The organism is Streptomyces chisholmiae (genome assembly GCF_031845445.1).
GTDB lineage: Bacteria > Actinomycetota > Actinomycetes > Streptomycetales > Streptomycetaceae > Streptomyces > Streptomyces chisholmiae.
In genome coordinates, this window is the sequence record NZ_JAVREO010000016.1 from 136200 (window position 1) to 157117 (window position 20918).

16 protein-coding genes and 1 pseudogene are annotated in these 20918 nt (G+C 73.7%); 7 read left to right on the forward strand and 10 right to left on the reverse strand.

Annotation, left to right across the window (positions count from 1 at the left end; translation table 11 throughout):
* Positions 1 to 19: 19 nt before the first annotated feature.
* A complete protein-coding gene (locus tag RM844_RS24205; protein WP_311669469.1) occupies positions 20 to 3556 on the reverse strand; it encodes a sensor histidine kinase in 3537 nt (1178 codons plus the stop codon).
* Positions 3557 to 4090: 534 nt separating this feature from the next.
* On the opposite strand from RM844_RS24205, the gene RM844_RS24210 reads away from it, so the two are divergent.
* Positions 4091 to 4300: a hypothetical protein gene (locus tag RM844_RS24210; protein WP_311669470.1), complete on the forward strand. Its 210-nt coding sequence runs from the start codon at positions 4091 to 4093 to the stop codon at positions 4298 to 4300.
* A 170-nt stretch (positions 4301 to 4470) separates the two neighbouring features.
* Here the strand turns inward: RM844_RS24210 and RM844_RS24215 are convergent, their stop codons facing one another.
* The 8 genes from RM844_RS24215 to RM844_RS24250 all read right to left on the reverse strand — a co-directional run bounded on the left by RM844_RS24215 (position 4471) and on the right by RM844_RS24250 (position 14062).
* Positions 4471 to 4683: an acyl-CoA carboxylase subunit epsilon gene (locus RM844_RS24215; protein WP_311669471.1), complete on the reverse strand. Its 213-nt coding sequence runs from the start codon at positions 4681 to 4683 to the stop codon at positions 4471 to 4473.
* 40 nt (positions 4684 to 4723) lie between these two features.
* Positions 4724 to 6319 carry an acyl-CoA carboxylase subunit beta gene (locus RM844_RS24220; protein ID WP_311669472.1) on the reverse strand — a complete coding sequence of 532 codons (1596 nt, stop codon included), beginning with the start codon at positions 6317 to 6319 and terminating at the stop codon, positions 4724 to 4726.
* A gap of 222 nt (positions 6320 to 6541) precedes the next feature.
* The gene (cimA, locus tag RM844_RS24225; protein WP_311669473.1) at positions 6542 to 8158 is read right to left on the reverse strand and encodes a citramalate synthase; all 1617 of its coding nucleotides are present in this window, start codon (positions 8156 to 8158) and stop codon (positions 6542 to 6544) included.
* A 322-nt stretch (positions 8159 to 8480) separates the two neighbouring features.
* Positions 8481 to 9587, reverse strand: a complete 1107-nt coding sequence (locus tag RM844_RS24230) for a branched-chain amino acid aminotransferase (protein WP_311669474.1) — start codon at positions 9585 to 9587, stop codon at positions 8481 to 8483.
* 246 nt (positions 9588 to 9833) lie between these two features.
* Positions 9834 to 10877 carry a 3-isopropylmalate dehydrogenase gene (locus RM844_RS24235; RefSeq protein ID WP_311669475.1) on the reverse strand — a complete coding sequence of 348 codons (1044 nt, stop codon included), beginning with the start codon at positions 10875 to 10877 and terminating at the stop codon, positions 9834 to 9836.
* An 83-nt stretch (positions 10878 to 10960) separates the two neighbouring features.
* Positions 10961 to 11167: a hypothetical protein gene (locus tag RM844_RS24240; RefSeq protein WP_311669476.1), complete on the reverse strand. Its 207-nt coding sequence runs from the start codon at positions 11165 to 11167 to the stop codon at positions 10961 to 10963.
* Positions 11168 to 11439: 272 nt separating this feature from the next.
* Entirely contained in the window at positions 11440 to 13071 is a 1632-nt protein-coding gene (pruA, locus tag RM844_RS24245; RefSeq protein ID WP_311669477.1) for an L-glutamate gamma-semialdehyde dehydrogenase, read from the reverse strand.
* Positions 13072 to 13135: 64 nt separating this feature from the next.
* A complete protein-coding gene (locus RM844_RS24250) occupies positions 13136 to 14062 on the reverse strand; it encodes a proline dehydrogenase family protein (protein ID WP_311669478.1) in 927 nt (308 codons plus the stop codon).
* A gap of 200 nt (positions 14063 to 14262) precedes the next feature.
* Here RM844_RS24250 and RM844_RS24255 point away from each other — a divergent pair, with 200 nt between their 5' ends.
* Positions 14263 to 15387: a PucR family transcriptional regulator gene (locus RM844_RS24255; RefSeq protein ID WP_311669479.1), complete on the forward strand. Its 1125-nt coding sequence runs from the start codon at positions 14263 to 14265 to the stop codon at positions 15385 to 15387.
* 116 nt (positions 15388 to 15503) lie between these two features.
* Positions 15504 to 15845: pseudogene (locus RM844_RS24260) on the forward strand (ATP-binding cassette domain-containing protein); the annotation flags it as partial.
* A gap of 136 nt (positions 15846 to 15981) precedes the next feature.
* Here RM844_RS24260 and RM844_RS24265 read toward each other — a convergent pair.
* A complete protein-coding gene (locus tag RM844_RS24265) occupies positions 15982 to 16347 on the reverse strand; it encodes a YybH family protein (protein ID WP_311669480.1) in 366 nt (121 codons plus the stop codon).
* Between the two features lie 108 nt (positions 16348 to 16455).
* On the opposite strand from RM844_RS24265, the gene RM844_RS24270 reads away from it, so the two are divergent.
* The 4 genes from RM844_RS24270 to RM844_RS24285 all read left to right on the forward strand — a co-directional run bounded on the left by RM844_RS24270 (position 16456) and on the right by RM844_RS24285 (position 20862).
* The gene (locus RM844_RS24270; RefSeq protein WP_311669481.1) at positions 16456 to 17400 is read left to right on the forward strand and encodes a LysR family transcriptional regulator; all 945 of its coding nucleotides are present in this window, start codon (positions 16456 to 16458) and stop codon (positions 17398 to 17400) included.
* Between the two features lie 170 nt (positions 17401 to 17570).
* Positions 17571 to 18587: a glycoside hydrolase family 6 protein gene (locus RM844_RS24275; RefSeq protein ID WP_311669482.1), complete on the forward strand. Its 1017-nt coding sequence runs from the start codon at positions 17571 to 17573 to the stop codon at positions 18585 to 18587.
* 278 nt (positions 18588 to 18865) lie between these two features.
* A complete protein-coding gene (locus RM844_RS24280) occupies positions 18866 to 19633 on the forward strand; it encodes an SDR family NAD(P)-dependent oxidoreductase (protein WP_311669483.1) in 768 nt (255 codons plus the stop codon).
* Between the two features lie 188 nt (positions 19634 to 19821).
* A complete protein-coding gene (locus RM844_RS24285) occupies positions 19822 to 20862 on the forward strand; it encodes an NAD(P)-dependent alcohol dehydrogenase (RefSeq protein ID WP_311669484.1) in 1041 nt (346 codons plus the stop codon).
* Positions 20863 to 20918: the final 56 nt, after the last annotated feature.

Genomic DNA, 20918 nt, shown 5'->3' on the forward strand with positions numbered 1-20918 from the left:
CGGGCTCACACTAACGCTCCTACTGATAGGTGGGGCCGACGCCCCGGTCTCTGCCACCGGCCGAAGTGCCGGCCTGGCGCCCCTGCTGGATGCCCCGGCGGAGGTTGGTCAATCGACCGCGGACGTCGTCCGGGCTGCGGGAGACCGACGGTCCCGTGGTGGTCTCCTGCTGCTGCGGCTGGGCCGCCCCGGCGACCAGGTTGGCCCGGGGCACCCGCTTGGGCAGCCCCGAGGTGGTGACGCCGCCCGCGCTCGGCTGCTTCAACTGCTCGGCCTGGCGCCACCGTTCGTCGTTGGGCGAGGTCCGCCAGGCAGCCGGGCCGGCCGCCGGCGACGGGGCCTGCGCGGACGGGGGGACGGCGCTCGCCGGGCTGTCCGGTCGAGTCGTGGGGGCGGGTGCTGCTGGCGCCTCGCGTGGGGCGGGCGGCGCCGTGGGGGTCGAGGGCGCGGCCGGCGGCTCGCCGGCGGGCTGCTGCGGGTAGGCGCGGCGGGTGCCGAACCAGGTGGACTCCATCTCCTCGAAGATCGGGGTCCGCTCCGCCGGCCGGCGCGGCTCCTCGGGGGGCAGCGGCGCGCTCAGCTCGTCCTGCGGGCGCTGCCAGGAGGAGGTCCGCTCGGCGGGGGCCTCCTCCGGGGGCCGCCGGTCGCCGGGGGCCGGCGGCAGGTCGGGGCGGCCGGTCTCGCGGCGCGCCGGGAGACCGCCGGCGGAGTACTCGTCGGGCCGCGCCACCGGGTAGCCGCCGGTGGGGAACTCGCGGTCGGAGTAGTCGGCGATGGCGAAGCCACCCGTGTCCTGCGGGCCGGGCCGGCCGCGCGGCGCCGGCGGGGCGTCGAAGACCGAGGGCTCCGCCAACTCCCCGCCCTGGCCGCGCCCGTCCGGGCGGGGCGCCTGCGGACCGGCCGGGCCGGGCAGGCCCGACCGCGGACCCTGCGGGGTCGGCGCCGCCGGGAAGCCGGCGTCCGGGTACCCGGCGGGTGCCTGCGGACGGGGGAACTCGCCGGTGGTCGCGGGCTCGTCATGGCCGCGCGGGGCGTCCATCGCCTCGTTGATCGCGGGTATTCGGGCCGTGTCGTCGGCGGTGGCCCAGCTCGGCCGGCCGGCGGCCGGGGGCGCCGGCGGCGTGGCGGGCGCCGACTGCGGCTCGGGCCGCTGCGCCGGCGGTGCCGGCGGCGCGGCCGGCGGCTGCGGCGCCTGGGGGCCGCCGGGGCGGCCGTCGCCGCGGGACGGCAGCGCGGGACGGCCGGCGCCGGCGGCGAGGCCGCGCTGCGGCGGCCGGCCGGGCAGCCCGGTCTCGCGCTGGGCGGACTCCGGCTTGCCCAGCGAGGGCCGGCGCACCGGCGGGGTGTCGCGCTGCAGGGTGGCCGAGGTGCTGCCGGTGGGCCGCCCGCCGGGGCGGGGGCCGCCCGCGCCCTGGGCGACCTCGGCCGGCAGCATGACCAGCGCGGTGGTGCCACCGGAGTCGGAGGGCCGCAGCTGGATGCGGATACCGTGCCGCAGGGACAGCCGGCCGACCACGAACAGGCCCATCCGGCGGGAGACGGAGACGTCCACCGTGGGCGGGTTGGCGAGCCGGTCGTTGATCTCCGCCAGGTCCTCGGGCGACAGGCCGATGCCGGTGTCGTGGATCTCCACCAGCACCCGGCCGTCCGGCAGGGCGTGGCCGGTCACCTTGACCTTGGTCTGCGGGGAGGAGAACGAGGTGGCGTTCTCCAGCAGCTCGGCCAGCAGGTGCACGAGGTCGTTGACGACCCGGCCGGCGACATCGTTCTTGGGGACCGCGCTCAGCTCGATCCGCTCGTACTGCTCCACCTCGGAGGCGGCGGCGCGCAGCACGTCCACCAGCGGCACCGGTCGGGTCCACCGGCGGCCGGGCTCCTCACCCGCGAGGACCAGCAGGTTCTCACCGTTGCGCCGCATGCGGGTCGCCAGGTGGTCGAGTTTGAAGAGCGAGGACAGCTGGTCCGGGTCGGCCTCGCGGGACTCCAGTTCGGAGATCAGCGACAGCTGGCGCTGAATCAGGCCCTGGCTGCGGCGCGAGAGGTTGGTGAACATCGCGTTGACGTTGCCCCGCAGCAGCGCCTGCTCACCGGCCAGCCGGACGGCCTCCTGGTGCACGTCGTCGAAGGCCTGCGCGACCTGGCCGATCTCGTCCCTGGTGTGCACGCCGACGGACTCGACTGAGGTGTCGACGTTGCCGGGCTCGGCCTCGGACATCTGCTTGACGACCTCGGGCAGCCGGGTGCGGGCCACCTCGGTCGCCGTGTCCTGGAGGCGGCGCAGCGAGCGCACCATGCTGCGGGCCACCACGAAGGCGCCGACCAGCGAGATGCCGAGCACCAGCAGCGCGATGACACCGTTGAGCATGGCCTCGCGCTGGGCCTCGTCGCGGAGCTGGCGAGCCTGGTCCTGCATCTCGAAGAGCAGGGTCCGCTCGATGTTGCCCATCGCTTCGATCTTGGTGCGGTCCTGGTCGTACCAGTTGCGGTAGGTCCGCTCCTCGGTGCGGATGCCCTCGAGGGCCGAGAAGACCCGCTGGGCGTAGTCGTCGGCGGCGGCGATGTTGGCGATGCCGCCCTCCAGCGGGGCGAGCAGCTCGCTGACCTCGGTCGAGTCGCCGTAGATCTGGGCGAAGTTGTCGAGCGCGACCTCTTCGCTGATCAGGTGGGTACGGCCGAACCGCCAGTCCGCGTTGGACAGCTCGGCCTGGCCGCCGGGCCGCTCGGCGCGCGCCAGACCGGCGGTGATCACCGCGCGCTGGATGGAGGCGTGCTCCTTGGCCGAGGAGAACGCGGCCAGCGCCCGGGTGCTGTTGATCATGTCCGCGTTGCTGGTGGCCTGCGCCATGTCCTGGGAGAGGCTGAGCAGGGCCTCGATCACCTCGCTGTACTGGGTGATCGTCTGGGCCGTGTAGTCCGGGTCGCCGTAGGCGGTGTTGCGGACCTGGCTCAGCTCGTTGAGCCGGCGGCCGATGTCGTGGATGGTCGCCTCGACGCCCCGCATGGACTCGTCGTGACTGGAGACCTGCAGGCGGGCGTCGCTGAAGGCGGTGATCGCCTCGTCGGTGCGCTCCCTGGAACTGACGATCTCGTCGCTGGTCGCGCTCGTGGCCTCGCGGCTGACCAGGGGTCCGGCGGAGCGGTCGCGCTCCTCCTGGAGGGCCGCCGCCAGCAGGGTGGCCTGCTGGGTGATGTCGGTCAGCAGCTGCATGTCCTCCAGCTGGTCGACATTGTCCAGGGACTGCTCGATCCGGAGGGCGCCCATCACCGTCGCCGCGGCCACCGGGAGGGCGATCAGGGACACCAGGCGGGTGCTGATCCGCCAGTTACGCAGGGCGAGTCTGGAGCCGGCGTTGATCGGACGCACCGTCGAGCCACCGGGGCCGGCCCCGGTGGCCTTGCCGTCCGAGGGCTTTCCGGAAGGCTGCTCCTTCCCGCCGGCAGCCGGTGAAGCAGGCTCGGCGCCCGGTGCGGACCCGGCGGAGGAGTCGCGATCCATCGCGCCGCTCCGGCCCGCGTCCCCCGCGGCACCGCCTTCCTTCTTGAAACGTCCCTGCACTAGCGTCGCAACCTCTGGACCAGGCGTCGCACCGCTGGCGCGGTGGACGGTATCGAACCCGGGGCCGTCGCGGCCCCGTAACGATCGTTTGGGCAACCGGCGGGTGAAGGTGTTCGGGGCGGTTCGTGACTGACGCTGGCGTGCGCCCTCACAAAACCCACTGACCCGCTCGGTTCGTGGAATTCCAGCACAGTGACCGACCTCCAACAAGGGCCCGGGATACTCCTGTGACATCTATGACGCTGCGAAGGCGTTTCATCACCTGGCGTGCGTGATACGCGGGAGTAATCGGACCTTTGGCCGCCACATCGTCACCAACCCCTCAGGGGCCCCCAGCCTCCTCGAAGGTGCGGAGTCCACTACGCCCGGAAATATCCGGGTTCGGAGCGGTGGCGAATGTACCGATTCACACGTTATGCCCCTTGCTCCGTGAGGAACCTCACACCCCACGGGCGACTACCACCCCACCTCTGCCGGGTAACCCACGCATAGCCTCGGTTGTACAAAACTTCCCGGACTGACAAGGCTGACACCGTGACGAGCACGCTGATCACCCGCTCCATCGCCAATCCGCGGCGTACCACCCTGGCACACCTGTCGGACGCCAGCGCACTCGCCCCCGCGGAACTGGCCCCGGCCGGCGCTCCCGAGCTGCCGGCCGCCACCGCCAACCCGCGTCGCACGGTGCTGGAGAAGGACCAACTGCCGGCCGCCGCCGGCGGCTTCGCGGCGGTCACCCGCTGACGTCGCCCGCCCGGTCACCGACCGGCTCCGAGCAGGCCCGCTCGGGTACCACGCGACCAACCCCCGGCCCACTGGGCCGGGGGTTTCGTCATGCGGCGTCACGCGGCGACGCGGAGCGACCTGGTGCGCGATGGGGGCGCGTCCCGGTCCGGACGCGCCCCCATCCGTGCTCAGCCCTGCCAGCTGTGCGGGGCCCGGTAGGCGCTGCCGCGCTCCAACCGGCGCCAGCCCGCCGGGGACTGCCCCGGCGCGGACGTCTCGACGGGCGCGCCCCGCTGGGCCGCCCGGGCCATCAGCAGCGCGGTCACGGCGGCCAGCTCCTCGTCGCTGGCGGCACCCTTCTCCACCCGCACCAGACGCGGGTCACTCGGCACAGCAGTCATGGGTGGCTTCCTCACTCGCACACGAAAGGTTCGGATCAGATCACTGGGGCGGGTTGCCGTGCTTGCGGGCCGGCAGGTCCGCGTGCTTGGCGCGGAGCATCTCCAGGGCGTGGATCAGCACCGTGCGGGTCTCCGCCGGGTCGATCACATCGTCCACCAGACCACGCTCGGCGGCGTAGTAAGGGTGCATCAACTCGGACTTGTACTCCTTGACCATGCGGTCCCGCATCGCGTCCGGGTCCTCGGCGGCGGCGATCTGCCGACGGAAGATCACGTTGGCCGCGCCCTCCGCGCCCATCACGGCGATCTCGTTGCTCGGCCAGGCCAGGGTCAGGTCGGCGCCGATGGACTGGGAGTCCATCACGATGTAGGCGCCGCCGTACGCCTTGCGCAACACCAGCGAGATCCGCGGGACCGTGGCGTTGCAGTAGGCGTAGAGCAGCTTGGCGCCGTGCCGGATGATGCCGCCGTGCTCCTGGTCGACGCCGGGCAGGAAGCCGGGGACGTCGAGCAGGGTGACGATGGGGATGTTGAAGGCGTCGCACATCTGGACGAAGCGGGCCGCCTTCTCCGAGGCGTGGATGTCCAGCACCCCGGCCAGCGACTGGGGTTGGTTGGCGACCAGCCCGACGACCTGGCCGTCGAAGCGGGCCAGCGCGCAGATGATGTTCCCGGCCCAGCGCTCGTGGACCTCGAGGAAGTCGCCGTCGTCGACCAGCTCCTCGATCACCACCCGCATGTCGTAGGGGCGGTTGCCGTCCAGCGGCACCAGGTCGACCAGCGACTCGCAGCGCCGGTCCACCGGGTCCTTGGCCGGGACGGACGGCGGGTTCTCCCGGTTGTTCGCCGGCAGCAGGGAGAGGAGGTAGCGGACCTCCTCCAGGCAGGTCTCCTCGTCGTCGTAGGCGAAGTGCGCCACGCCAGAGACCCCGGCGTGCACGTCGGCACCGCCCAGCCCGTTCTGCGTGACCTGCTCGCCGGTGACGGCCTGCACCACGTCGGGGCCGGTGATGAACATCTGGGCGGTCTCCCGCACCATGAAGACGAAGTCGGTCAGCGCCGGGGAGTAGGCGGCGCCGCCGGCGCACGGGCCGAGCATCACGCTGATCTGCGGGATCACCCCGGAGGCCCGGGTGTTGCGCTGGAAGATGCCACCGTAGCCGGCGAGCGCCGAGACGCCCTCCTGGATGCGGGCGCCGGCCCCGTCGTTCAGCGACACCAGGGGCGCGCCGGCCGCCAGCGCCATGTCCATCAGCTTGTGGATCTTGGCGGCGTGCGCCTCGCCCAGCGCACCGCCGAAGATGCGGAAGTCATGCGCGTAGACGAAGACCGTCCGGCCGTGCACCGTGCCCCAGCCGGTGACCACGCCGTCCGTGTAGGGGCGCTTCGCCTCCAGTCCGAACCCGGTGGCCCGGTGCCGGCGCAGCCCGCCCACCTCGTGGAAGGAGTCCTCGTCCAGCAGCAGACCGATGCGCTCACGGGCGGTCAGCTTGCCCTTGGCGTGCTGCGCCTCGGTCGCCTTCTCGGAGGGGCCGCGCAGCGCCTCGGCGCGGATCGCCAACAGCTCCGCCACCCGTCCCCGGGTGTCGGTGGCGGCTGGCGCCTCGGGAGCTGCGGTCTCGGCATGATCGGTCATGTATAGACCCTACGAAACATGGGTCCTCCGTACTCTCGTCGGGTCCACACAGTCTCCTCCGGGAAAACATGGCCGCGCTGTACAGAACCGGAACGCCAGGGAACGGTTGGTGCCCGGACCAGACAGAAGCGTCCCGGAGGGCCTTGGAGGAAGCCCACAGGGAGAACCGGGCTGGCGGCGGCGCCCGCGCCCGCACGCCGGTCGGGCGCCGCCGCGCGCCGGTCAGCCGGCGGGGCGCAGCCCGGCCCGCAGCAGGCCGTAGGTGTACGCGTCGTCCAGCGCCTGCCAGGAGGCGGCGATCACGTTGTCGGCGACGCCCACGGTGGCCCACTCGGCCTGGCCGTCCCCGCTGGTGACCAGGACCCGGGTGGTGGACTGGGTGCCGGACCTGCCCTCCAGGATCCGGACCTTGTAGTCGATCAGCTGGATCCTGGCCAGCTGCGGGAAGGTCCGTTCGAGCGCCGCGCGCAGCGCCTGGTCCAGGGCGTGCACCGGGCCGTTGCCCTCGCCGGTGGCCAGCACCCGCTCCCCCTTGACCCACAGCCGGACGGTGGCCTCGTTGGCCATCCCGCCGTCCGTCCGGTGGTCGGTGATGGTGCGCCAGGACTCCAGCTCGAAGAAGCGGTCCCGGCGGCGCGCCGCCTCGTCCCGGAGCAGCAGCTCGAAGGAGGCGTCGGCGGCCTCGTAGGTGAAGCCGCGCTGCTCCTGCTCCTTGATCCTGGCCACCACCCGGCCGGCGAGGTCGCGGTCGCCGTCCAGGTCGTAGCCCAGCTCCCGGCCCTTCAGCTCGACCGAGGCGCGGCCGGCCATGTCGGAGACCAGCATCCGCATCGAGTTTCCGACCTGCTCCGGGTCGATGTGCTGGTAGAGGTCCGGGTCCACCTTGATGGCCGAGGCGTGCAGCCCGCCCTTGTGGGCGAAGGCCGAGATCCCGACGTAGGGCTGGTGGGTGGCCGGCGGCAGGTTGACCACCTCGGCGATGGCGTGCGAGATCCGGGTCATCTCGGTGAGCGCGCCGGGCGGCAGCACCCGCCGGTCGTACTTCAGCTCCAGGGCGGCGACCACCGGGAAGATGTTGGCGTTGCCCACCCGCTCCCCGTAGCCGTTGGCGGTGCCCTGCACGTGGGTGGCGCCGCCGTCGACGGCGGCCAGCGTGTTGGCGACCGCGCAGCCGGTGTCGTCCTGGGCGTGGATGCCCAGCCGGGCGCCGGTCGCGGCGCGCACGGCGCGCACCACCTCGGTCACCCGGGCGGGCAGCATCCCGCCGTTGGTGTCGCACAGCACCACCACGTCGGCGCCGGCGGCCGCGGCGGTGCGGACCACGGACAGGGCGTACTCCGGGTTGTCGGCGTAGCCGTCGAAGAAGTGCTCGCAGTCGACGAAGACCCGGCGGCCGGCCGCCACCAGGTGGCGCACGGTGTCGGCCACCATGGCGAGGTTCTCGTCCAGGGTGGTGCGCAGGGCCAGTTCGACGTGCCGGTCGTGGGCCTTGGCGACCAGCGTCACCACCGGGGCGTTCGACTCCAGCAGCGCGGCCACCTGCCGGTCCTCGGTGACCGGCAGGCCGGCTCTGCGGGTGGCGCCGAAGGCGACCAGCTGGGCGTTGCGGAAGTCGATCTCCCGCGCGGCGCGCTGGAAGAACTCGGTGTCCCTCGGGTTGGCGCCCGGCCAGCCGCCCTCGATGAAGCCGACCCCGAAGTCGTCCAGGTGGCGGGCGATGGTCAGCTTGTCGGCCACGGTGAGGTGGATGCCCTCGCGCTGCGCGCCGTCGCGCAGAGTGGTGTCGAAGACATGGAACTCGTCGTTCGGGTACTGGGGTCGAGTGGCATCCGTCGTCATGGGCTGGGACTCCTGTGCGTGTGCGTGATCCTGGGGCGGCGTGGTCGCCCTCGCCCGGCGCTCCCGTTCCGGCGTGGGGTGGGCCGGAAAACGAAAAGACCCCTCGCGGGTGCGAGAGGTCTGCGCGCGGGTCTGGGACGGGGTGTCCGCTGCCGCGTGTCCGTGCGGTGTTCAGCGGTCACTGTCGACCGGCGCGCTGGTCACCAATAATGATGGCGAACGAGAGCACGCTGGCAGTCTGCCACGCCCCGGCCGGGGCGCCCATCATGTCTCACCATCCGGACCCCGGCCGGCTGGCCGGGGTCCGGGCGGTGCGTACGGGTCAGCGGATGGCGTGCATCCAGCCGTACGGGTCGGGTCGGGCGCCGGTCTGCAGGCCCAGCAACTCCTCGCGCAGCCGCTGGGTGACCGGGCCCGGCTGGCCGTCGCCGACCGTCCAGTCCCCCTCGGCGGAGCGGACCGAGCCGACCGGGGTGATCACGGCCGCGGTGCCGCAGGCGAAGACCTCGGTGATGGTGCCGTCGGCGTTGCCCTGCCGCCAGTCGTCGGTGGAGATCTTGACCTCGCCGGTGGAGTAGCCCAGGTCGCTGGCGATCCGCAGCAGCGAGTCCCGGGTGATGCCGGGCAGCAGGGTGCCGGTGAGCTGCGGGGTGACGATCTGCGCGTCGGCGCCGGAGCCGCGGACGAAGTAGAGGTTCATCCCGCCCATCTCCTCGACCCAGCGGCGCTCCACCGCGTCCAGCCAAACCACCTGGTCGCAGCCGTGCCGGGTGGCCTCGGCCTGGGCGACGAAGGTCCCCGCGTAGTTGCCGCCGGTCTTGGCCTCGCCGGTGCCGCCTGGCGAGGCCCGGACGTACTCCTTGGAGAGCCAGACGGAGACCGGCTTGATGCCCTTGGGGAAGTAGGCGCCCGCCGGGGAGGCGATCACCATGAAGAGGTATTCGTTGGCCGGCCGGTTGATGCCGAGCCCGACCTCGGAGGCGATCATGAACGGCCGCAGGTAGAGCGACTGCTCGCCGCTCGCCGGGACCCAGGCCTCGTCCTGCCGGACCAGCACGTCCATGGCCTCGACGAAGGTCTCGACCGGGAGTTCGGGCATGGCCATGCGGCGGGCCGAGCGCTGGAAGCGCTCGCCGTTGGCCTCCGGCCGGAAGACGGCGACCGAGCCGTCCGCCTGCCGGTAGGCCTTCAGGCCCTCGAAGATCTCCTGCGAGTAGTGCAGGACCATGGTCGCCGGGTCGAGCGACAGCGGCCCGTAGGGTTCGAGCCGCGCGTCGTGCCAGCCCTGCCCCTCGGTGTACCTGATGGTGACCATGTGGTCGGTGAAGTGCCGGCCGAAGCCGGGGTTGGCCAGGGCCGCCTCGCGGTCCGCGGCGGGGAGCGGATGGGCGGACGGCTTGAGGTCGAAGGGGAGGGGAGACGTCGTCATGGTGAGCGCGTTCCTTCACTGAGTGTCGAGGCGGACCGCGACCCGGGTTCGGTACTAGGAAGTCCGAGCATCGGGACACACCAGGGTGACACACCCGGCGCACCTTGGACACCGCGGGGGCCGCAGCTCGACGCGGTGACGGGGCGTCCGGGGGTGGACGCGGTCCTGGATAGGGTTGCGAGGCACCCAGCGGACCGGGGTCGACCAGCCGCCGGGCACCATGCCCGGCGGCCAGGGGCCGGCGGGCTAGCCGGCTACTCGGGCGGCCAGCGCGTCGCCGATGGCCGCGGTGGTGCGCGGCGCGGCCGCGTCCCGCTCGGCCAGGTCCGCCGTGACGGCGTCCTCGATCCGGGCGGCCTCGGCCTGGTAGCCGAGGTGGCGCAGCAGCAGGGCGACCGAGAGCACGGTGGCGGTCGGGTCGGCCTTGCCGGTGCCGGCGATGTCCGGGGCCGAGCCGTGCACCGGCTCGAACATCGAGGGGAAGGCGCCGGTCGGGTTGATGTTCCCGGAGGCGGCGAGGCCGATGCCGCCGGTGATGGCGGCGGCCAGGTCGGTGAGGATGTCACCGAAGAGGTTGTCCGTGACGATGACGTCGAACCGCTGGGGCTGGGTCACGAAGAAGATGGTCGCCGCGTCCACATGCAGGTAGTCGACGCTGACCTGCGGGTACTCCTCGGCGATCCGGTCCACCGTGTTCTTCCACAGGTGTCCGGCGTGCACCAGCACGTTGTTCTTGTGGACCAGGGTGAGCTTCCTGGCCGGGCGGGCGGCGGCGCGCTCGAAGGCGTCCCTGACGACCCGCTCGACACCGAACGCCGTGTTGAGGCTGACCTCGGTGGCGACCTCGGCCGGGGTACCGGTCCGCATCGAGCCGCCGTTGCCCACGTAGGGGCCCTCGGTGCCCTCGCGGACCACCACGAAGTCGATCTCGGGGCGGCCGGCCAGCGGCGAGTCGGTGTTCGGGAAGAGCCGGCTGGGGCGGAGGTTGACGTAGTGGTCGAAGGCGAAGCGCAGCTTCAGCAGCAGCCCGCGCTCCAGCACCCCGGAGGGCACGGAGGGGTCGCCGATCGCGCCGAGCAGGATCGCGTCGTGCTCCTTCAGCCCGGCCAGCTCCGCCTCGGGGAGGGTCTCACCCGTGCGGTGCCAGCGGCTGGCCCCCAGGTCGTAGGTGCTGGTCTCCAGCTTCACCTCGGAAGGCAGCACGGCGGTCAGGACCTTGAGTCCCTCCGCGACCACCTCAGGGCCGATGCCGTCGCCGGGAATCACCGCGAGATCGATGCTGCGAGCCATGCCGGGAACCCTACGCCCCGTCCCACTGTTCGAGGAGACGCGTCCACCATGCGGACGGGGCCGGCCCGGGAGACCGGATGGGCTCAGTCGTCAGCGACGCCGCCGTTGTCCCGGCGGTCGATGGCGGACTGGAGCGCGGCGGCGGCGTGCCGGCGGCTGGCGAGCCGCGCCGCCCGGGCCTCGGCCCTGGCCCGGCCGCGGGCGCTGGGGCGGGCGGCCGGCAGCTCGGGGGCGGGCCGGACGGTGACGGCGGTGGCGGCTGGGGCGGAAGTGACTGCGGTGGCGTCCATGGCGGCCTACTCCAGGTGGGGAAGGGACTGCGCGCGGGACGAGAGCGCCCCGGCTGCGGACGGCTGTGATGCGGACGGCTGTGGGGTTTCGACAAAGCCAGCCGAGCCCCAGTGGAACCTCCCCTCAAAAATAGCCCGCCGACGCCGTGCTGTCTGCCCAAATGCTTGACCGTCCTACTATCTGAGACGCCGACGGCCCCCCGCCCCGACCAGCGGGGCCACTGGGGCCCGTGGGACGGGTGGGGGGCCGAAGACCGGCCGCCGGGTGCGGATCAACCCATGTGCGGATAGCGGTAGTCGGTGGCGGCGACCCAGGTCTCCTTGATCACCCGCGGCGAGACCCAGCGCAGCAGGTTGAACTTCGAGCCCGCCTTGTCGTTGGTGCCGGAGGCCCGGCCGCCGCCGAACGGCTGCTGCCCGACCACCGAGCCGGTGGGCCGGTCGTTGAGGTAGAAGTTGCCGGCCGCGAACCGCAGCCGCTCGCTGGCCGCGGCGGCGGCCGCCCGGTCCCGGGCGAGGAACGCGCCGGTCAGCGCGTAGTCGGCGACCGACTCCATCTGGTCGAGCATGGCGTCGAAGTCCTCGTCCGGGTAGACGTGGACGGCGATGATCGGCCCGAAGTACTCGTGGGTGAACACCTCGTTCTCCGGGTCGGAGCAGGTCAGCACCGTGGGCCGGACGAAGTAGCCGACGCTGTCGTCGTACTCGCCGCCGACCACGATCTCGCAGCTGGGGTCGGCCTTGGCCCGCTCGATGGCGTCCCGGCACTTGGCGAAGGCCCGGTCGTCGATCACGGCGGCCATGAAGTTCCCCAGGTCGGTGGGGTCGCCCATGGTCAGTCCCGCGACCTCGGCGACCAGCTCGTCGCGCAGGCCGCCCTCCCAGATCGAGGCCGGCACGTAGGCCCGGGAGGCGGCGGAGCACTTCTGGCCCTGGTACTCGAAGGCGCCCCGCACGATCGCGGTGCGCAGCACCGCCGGGTCGGCGCTCGGGTGGGCGACGATGAAGTCCTTGCCACCGGTCTCCCCCACCACCCGCGGGTAGTTGCGGTAGCCGTCCAGGTGCTCGGCCACCCCCCGCCACAGGGTTCGGAAGGTCGGGGTCGAGCCGGTGAAGTGGATGCCGGCCAGCTCCGGGTGCGGCAGCGCGACCTCGGAGACGGCCCGCCCGTCGCCGGTCACCAGGTTGATCACCCCGGGCGGCAGCCCGGCCTCCTCCAGCAGCCGCATCAGCAGCACGGCGGAGTGCGTCTGGGTGGGCGACGGCTTCCAGACCACCACGTTGCCCAGCAGCGCCGGGGCGCTCGGCAGGTTGCCGGCGATGGCGGTGAAGTTGAACGGGGTGACCGCGTAGACGAAGCCCTCCAGCGGGCGGAAGTCCGTCCGGTTCCAGACGCCCTTGGGCTGCACCGGCGGCTGCTCGGTGAGGATCTCGCGGGCGAAGTGGACGTTGAACCGCCAGAAGTCGATCAGCTCGCAGGGCGCGTCGATCTCCGCCTGCTGCACCGTCTTGGACTGGCCGAGCATGGTGGAGGCGGCGATGGTGGCGCGCCAGGGGCCGGAGAGCAGCTCGGCGGCGCGCAGGAAGACCGCCGCCCGGTCGTCGAAGGACAGCGCGCGCCAGCCGGGGGCGGCGGCCAGCGCCGCGTCGATCGCGTCGCGCGCGTCCTGCTCGGTGGCGTTGCCGTAGGTGCCGAGCCGGGCCGCGTGCCGGTGCGGCTGCACCACGTCGAAGCGCTCACTGCCGCCCATCCGGCGCTGGCCGCCGATGGTCATCGGCAGGTCGACGGGGTGTTCGCTCAGCTCCTTCAGCGCGCGCTCCAGTCGGGCGCGCTCCGGGGAGCCGGGTGCGTAGCCGAGCACCGGCTCGTTCACCGGCGTCGGGACCTGGGTCACAGCGTCCATGGCCGTTCGTCTCCTTACTGCTGACCGGGTGGGATGGGTGGGGCGGTTCGCGGGCCGTCGCGGCCTAGCCCCTGGTGACCAGGGAACGGGCGAAGAACGTCAGGTTGGCGGGGCGTTCGGCGAGCCGGCGCATGAAGTAGCCGTACCAGTCGGTGCCGTACGGGACGTAGACCCGCACCCGGTGGCCGCGGGCCGCCAACCGGCGCTGTTCGGCGTCGCGGATGCCGAACAGCATCTGGAACTCGTAGTCGTCCGCCGCCCGGCCGGCCCGTTTCGCCAGCTCCTCGGCGATGGCGATCAGCCGGGGGTCGTGGCTGCCCACCATCGGGTAGCCGTCGCCGTCCATCAGCAGCCGCAGGCAGCGGACGTAGGCCAGGTCCACCTCGGCCCGCCGCTGGAAGGCGACCTCGGCCGGCTCCCGGTAGGCGCCCTTGACCAGCCGGACCCGGGCCCCGGCGGCGGCCAGCGCGCGACAGTCCTCCTCGCTGCGGAACAGGTAGGACTGGAGGACCGCGCCGGTCTCGGGATGGTCGGCGCGCAGCGCGCGGTGGACGGCCAGGGTGGAGTCCACCGTGCGGTGGTCCTCCATGTCGAGGGTGACCGCGGTGCCGGCGGCGCTGGCCGCCGCCACCACCCGGGCCACGTTGCGGTGCGCGATGTCGTGGCCGTCGGGCAGCGCCTGGCCGAAGGCGGAGAGCTTCACGGACAGCTCGGCGCGCTCGGCGATCCCGGCGGCGGCCAGCTCGTCGACCAGGGTCAGGTAGCCGTCGCGGTTGCGCGTCGCCTGGGCCGGGTCGGTCACCGACTCGCCGAGCCGGTCGAGGGTGACGGTCAGCCCCTGGTCGAGCAGCCCGTCGGTGGTGTGCAGCGCGTCGGCCAGCTCCTCGCCGGCGACGAAGCGGTCGACCACGGGACGGGTGAGCGGGGTGCCCGCCACCAGACGTCGCACGTGGTCGCTGCCGGCCGCGGCCAGCAGTACGGGTCCCAGCACGGGCACCTCCCGGGATCGGCCGGAGCGAAGCGGCGAACCAGTACCTGATCGGTCACCGCCAAGGTAGAACCGGCACGGCCGGGCGCCTATCGACAGCTGTCGAGGGACGGGGCGCCGGAGTTCAGACATCTGTATGGGGCTACAGGAGAATGGTCCCCAAGCACCGGCGCCGACGCGAGACGGGAGGTGACGAACGAGGGATGCGTTCCGCCTATCAGGAACTGATCGACGAGGTCTGCGCCCTGCTCGGCACCCCGGCCACCCTGGAGGGCCGGGACTTCGGGCTGATCGCCTTCGGCGCCCACGACCAGGACGACGACCGGGTGCTCGACCCGGTCCGCACCCGCTCCATCCTGGGGCGCGGCTCGACCGCCCCGGTGCGCGCCTGGTTCGAGGGCTTCGGCATCACCACGGCGCGCGCCCCGGTGCGCATCCCGCCGGAACCACGGGCCGGCGTGCGCACCGGGCGGCTGTGCCTGCCGGTGCGCCACGGCGGGGTGGTGCGCGGCTACATCTGGCTGCTCGACGACGGGGCACTGGCGCTGGACGACCCCCGGCTGGCCGAGGCGCAGGCCATCGCCCGCCGGGTCGGCGCGCTGCTCGCCGAGGAGGCGCGGGTCGGCGCGCGGCTCGGTGAGGCGCTGCGGGCGCTGCTGGTCGGCCCAGGGGAGGAGCGGGGCGCGGCCGGCGCCGCGCTGGCCGAGGCGCTGGGGCCGGCGGCCGACGGACCGCTGGCGCTGCTGGCCGTGGCGCCCTGGGAGGCCGCGCGCGAGCTGCCGGCGGCGCCGGCCGGCGTGCTGGCGCTGGCCCAGCTGCCGGCGCAACGGACCGACGGGGCCGGGGCGTTGGCCGCGCTGCTCCGGCCGGCGGCGGGCCGGTCGGTGGCCAGGCGGCTGGGCGCCGGCGCGGCCGGCGGGCCGGCCGCCGGGTTGAGCGCGCCCCGGGAGGCGGTGGCCGAGCTGCCGGCGGCCTGGCCGGAGGCGCTGGGCGCGGCCCGGGCCGCGGCCGCCTCGGGCCGGTTCGGCCCGCTCGCCGACTGGGCGGCGATCGGCCCCTACCGGCTGCTGGCCGCGCTGCCCCGGGGGCTGCCGCCGGACCCGGCGGTGGCGCCGCTGCTCCAGCCCGTGCACCGGGAGTTGGCACACACCGCTGAGGTCTTCCTGGACCACGCCGGCCAGGCGACGCGGACGGCGGAGGCGCTGGGCATCCACCGGCAGACCCTGTACTACCGGATCTCCCGGATCGAGCACCTCACCGGGCTCAACCTGAACGACGGCGAGGACCGCCTGCTGCTGCACCTGGCTCTGAAGACGGCCGGCTGGTAGCACCGCGTCGCCGCCCCGCGGCCCGTCGGACGGCGCGGCCGGCGGGGCGGACGCCGGTGTCCGCGTCGGCAGCGGCGTGCCAGGGCGGTGTCAGGACCGGCCGCCACGGTAGGGGCATGAACAGTGCGGCGATCGCGGTCACAGGACTTCGGAAGACATACGGGGACCGGGTCGTGCTCGACGGCGTCGACTTCGAGGTGCCGGCCGGCTCGGTGTTCTCCCTGCTCGGCCCGAACGGGGCGGGCAAGACGACGACGGTGAGCATCCTGACGACGCTGCTCGGCGCGGACGCCGGCACGGTGCGGGTCGCCGGGCGCAACGTGGCGACCGAGACCAGGGCGGTGCGCGCGGCGATCGGGGTGACGGGGCAGTCCGCCGCCGTGGGCGAACTGACGGGTCGGGAGAACCTCCGCCTGATGGACGGCCTGCCCCGGCCGCAGCGCGAGCGCGACCAGCAGGCCGCGCAGCCGCGCGCCGAACACCGCCACCAACCCGCCGTCCGCGCGGACCTCGAACGGACCCAGCACCCCGATCTGCCCCCGCGGTTCCTCCCACGGGCGTTCGACCAGGCCGCCCCGCCGCCCGAGGCCCGGCCTAACTGCCGGGGGCCACGAACTCGGGCTGGTCGAGCACCCGCAGCCAACTGCCGTCCGGCTGGCGCCTGGCGACCTGGGCGCGGGCCCCGCTGCCGTCGCGTGGCGGGGTCGCGGTGAGCGCGAGGTCGCCGCTGACCAGCGTCGGCAGCGGCGGCTCCGGCTCGAAGCGCGGCCGGTCGGCGAGCACCCGCTCCCACAGCTCCCGGATCGCCGCCCGACCCACGGTCTGTCGGCCAGGCGGGTAGGCGAGGACCGCCCCCTCCTCGTAGAGCGCCGCGACGCCTGCCGCGTCACCGGCGTTGGACCGCTCGACGAACAGGCGCGTCAGGTCCTCGGGGCGCTCGGCCCGCTCGTGATCCGGCATGGGAGCCTCCTACTGGTGGGTTGGACGGGGGTAGAACATGTCCCAGCGTGGTCGGCCCAGAACCAGAAGTCCAACAGCTGGTTCTGCTGGCAACTAGCATGGCTATTCATGGATTTGAGGCAGCTGGAGTACTTCGTCGCGGTCGCCGAGGAGCGGAACTTCACCCGGGCCGCGGCGCGGGTGCACATCAGTCAGTCCGGGGTCAGCGCCCAGATCCGGCAACTCGAACGGGAGTTGGGCGCCGAACTGTTCGACCGGTCCGCCCGCACCGCCACCCTCACCGTCGCCGGACAGGCCGCGCTCGACCACGCCCGCTCGGCGCTCGCCGCGGCCCGGGCGGTCGGCCAAGCGGTGGGCGAGGTGACGGGCCTGCTCCGGGGGCGGCTGCGGGTCGGCATGGTGATCGGCTGCACAGTCGCCCCGCTGTTCGACGCGCTGGCGGCCTTCCACCGAGCGCACCCGGGGGTGGAACTGTCGCTTCAGGAGGACGGCTCCGACCGGCTGGTCGCCGCGGTGCGCGCCGGGACCCTCGACCTGGCCCTGGTCGGAACGGCGCACGCGACGCCCGAGGGGCTGGCGGGCCTGACCGTCGTCAGCGAGCGGCTGGTGGTGGCGGTGCCGGCTGACCATCCGCTGGCGCGGGCCCGCCGGGTCACGCTCCGCGACCTGATCCGCCACCCGATCGTCTGCCTGCCGCCGGGGACCGGACTGCGCACCCTCCTCGACGACGTCTGCACCGCCCAGCGGCTCCAGCCGACCATCGCCCTCCAGGCCAGCGCCGCGGACGCCGTCGCCGACCTGGCGGCACGCGGCCTCGGCGTCGCGGTGCTCAGCGCGTCGATGGCGGCGAGCCACCGCGAGCGGCTCACCGCCCGGGTCATCGAGGATGTCCGGGCGCCGGCCCTGCTCGCTCTCGTCTGGCGGGAGCCGCACGGGCCGGCCGTCCGCGCGGCCCTCGCGCACAGCCACCGCGCCTTCGGCCGCGAGGCCGGCGGGGCCGGCGGGGCGGACACTCCCCACGGGGCCAAGCCGGCCGACGCCGACCGCGGCTGAGGGCCCAGCCCCCTGACGGCCGGCCCTCGTTCCGGGCTCCGGGCGCGCGGTTCCCGCGCGAACGGTTTACGTACCCGCCGCGAGCGGCTATGTTCTGGCGAACGAAATGGGAGCGCTCCCACCGCTCCTCAGCACGCCCCACGCCATCGTCCCGAGAGGAACGATTCATCGTGCGCACCCCCGAGCAGACCCCCACACCCCCCGACCGCCGGCGCGCCCGGCGCCGGCGGGCGCCGCTGGCGCTGGCCGCCGCCGCGTCCGTCGGCGGCCTGCTGGCCGGCGTCGCCTTCGCCGCCCAGGCGTCCGGCGCCGAGGCCGCCGCACTACCTGACGACACGGTGTTCCACAACTACCCGGCCAACGTGCACACCTGGGTCGAGGAGAACCCTGACGACCCCAGGCAGCCGCTGATCGCCGAGCGCATCGCCAGCCAGCCGCAGGCCGTCTGGTTCGCCAACTACGAGCCCGAGACCGTCACCGAGGAGGCCGCCGCCGTCACCGGTGCCGCCTCGGCCGCCGGCGAGGTGCCGGTGCTCGTCTCGTACATGATCCCCAACCGGGACTGCGGCGGCGCCTCCGCCGGCGGCGCCCCCGACTTCCCCGCCTATCTGGACTGGGCCGAGGACTTCGCCGCCGGGCTCGGCAGCGAGCCGGTGCTGGTGGTGCTGGAGCCCGACTCGCTGGCGCTCACCACCTGCCTGGACGACGGCGAGCGGGCCGAGCGGTTCTCCTCGCTGGCCCGGGCCGCCGACCTGATCCACGCCGCCAACCCGGCGGCCCGGGTCTACTTCGACGCCGGCCACTCGGCCTGGCACGAGCCGGCCACCATCGCCGGGACGCTGCGCGAGGCCGGCATCCTGGAGAGCGGGGACGGCATCTACAGCAACGTCTCCAACTACCGGGTGACCGGCGAGGAGAACGCCTTCGTCGAGGCGGTGCTGAACGAGCTGGGCGACCCGGAGCTGACCGCGGTGATCGACACCAGCCGCAACGGCAACGGGCCCGACGGCGAGGAGTGGTGCGACCCGCCCGGCCGGCTGGTGGGCGAGAACCCCACGGCCAACACCGGTAACCCGCGGATCGACGCCTACCTGTGGGTGAAGCTGCCGGGTGAGCTGGACGGCTGCGCCGGGCCCGCCGGCTCCTTCTCCCCCGAGATGGCCTACGGGCTGGCCGGGGGCAACTGACCGGCCGCGGTGTCGGGGCGACGCCGCCCGCCGGTCGACCGGTGTCACCCTCCCGCCCGGGGGTGACACCGGTCCTTCCCGTTCGAGGCCCGAGTCGGGGCCCGGGGCCCGGAGTCGGGCCCGGGTGCCGGCGGGGTTCGGGCAGAAGTTGGCCGGGGACTGGCCAGACGAGACCAGCACAGCGGGCGAATACTACAGAAGATGACAACTTCTGTCGTGTAGGGACATAAGCCTTAGCGTGGAGGGGAGACCACCCGAGCAGCTGAGGATCGTGCCCCATGAGCGTCCCTGACTACCGCACCGAGTTCGCCGACCGGACCGTCCTGGTGACCGGCGGCGCCTCCGGCATCGGCCGGGCCGTCGCCGACCGGCTGGCGGCCGGCGGCGCCTCCGTGGTGATCGCCGACTTCAACACGGACGGCGCCGCCGGGGCGGCCGAGGAGATCGTGGCCGGTGGCGGCCGGGCCTCGGCGGTCCGGCTCGACGTGACCGACCCGGCCTCCGTGGAGGCCGCCGTCGGCTTCGCGACCGACACCTACGGTGCGCTGCACCTCGCGGTGAACAACGCGGGCCTGGGCGGCGCGAGCGCGCCCACCGCCGACTACCCGCTCCAGGAGTGGCAGCGGGTGGTGAACACCAACCTCAACGGGGTCTTCTACTGCCTGCGCTACGAGCTGCCGGCGCTGCTGGCCGCCGGCGGCGGCGCGGTGGTGAACATGGCCTCCATCCTCGGCACCAACGGCTTCGCCGGCTCCTCCGCCTATGTGGCGGCCAAGCACGGGGTGGTCGGGCTGACCAAGTCCACGGCCCTGGAGTACGCCGACCGCGGGGTGCGGATCAACGCGATCGGCCCCGGTTTCATCGACACGCCGCTGCTGCACAAGACCGAGTCGATCGACTTCGAGCAGTTGGTGTCCCTGCACCCGGTGGGCCGGCTGGGCACGGCGGCCGAGGTGGCGGAGCTGACCGCCTTCCTGCTCTCCGACCGGGCCTCCTTCGTGCAGGGCAGCTATCACCTGGTTGACGGGGGGTACTCGGCCCGCTGACCGAGGCGGGCCACGCCCCACCGAGCCGCAACGCCGGCCAACCGCCGGGCCAACCGCGGCCCCCGAACGCCGGGCCAACCACCGGGCCCGCGCCGGCGGCCCAACCGCCGACCGTGAACGCCGAGCCACCGCGGGGGACGCCGCAGGGGCGCCGCACCAGCGGCGCGCCGACCGAAGGAGGTCACCGAATGAAGGCCGTGCAGTATCGGGAGATCGGAGCCGCGCCGGAAGTGGTGACCGTGCCCGACCCGGAGCCGGGTCCCGGACAGGTCCTGCTACGGGTCGCGGCGGCCGGGGTGTGTCACTCGGACATCGCCCTGATGAGCTGGTCGGCGGAGAGCTTCCCCTACCCGCTGCCGCTGACCCTCGGCCACGAGGGCGCCGGCACGGTGGTCGCGCTCGGCGCCGGCGTGCACGGCGTGACGGAGGGGGACAGCGTCGCCGTCTACGGCCCGCAGGGCTGCGGCCGGTGCGTCAAGTGCGCCCAGGGGCGGGAGAACTACTGCCTGCGCGCCGCCGAGCTGGGCATCTTCCCGCCCGGCCTGGGCGCGCCCGGCGCGATGGCGGAGTACCTGCTGGTGAACGACGCGCGCTTCCTGCTGCCGCTGGGTGAGCTCGATCCGGTGACGACCGTGCCGCTGACCGACGCCGGGCTGACCCCCTACCACGCCATCCGGCGGGCGCTGCCCAAGCTGGTGCCGGGCAGCACGGCGGTGGTGATCGGCACCGGCGGGCTGGGCCACGTGGCCATCCAGCTGCTGCGCGCGCTCACCCCGGCGCGGGTGATCGCGCTGGACGTCACCGAGGAGAAGCTGGCGCTGGCCGCGTCGGTCGGCGCCCACGAGACGGTGCTCTCGGACGAGAAGGCCGCCGACCGGGTGCGGGAGCTGACCCGCGGGCTCGGCGCCGAGGGCGTCTTCGACTTCGTGGGGGCTCAGCCGACCACGGCGCTGGCCGGCTCGGTGGCCGCGGTGGAGGCGGACGTGGCGATCGTCGGCCTGGGCGGCGGCGCACTGCCGGTGGGCATCAACACCACCGCCTTCGACGTGGCCGTGGCCGCGCCCTACTGGGGCAGCAGGAGCGAGCTGGCCGAGGTGCTGGCACTGGCCAGGGACGGCGCGATCGAGGTGCGGGTGGAGACCTACGGCATCGACGAGGCACCGGCCGCCTACGAGCGGCTGCACGCCGGGAAGATCAACGGCCGCGCGGTGATCGTGCCGAACCCGTAGCGCGCGGCGCTCGGGCCGACGAACGGCCGGCGGCGGGTGGACCTGTCCGGCCCACC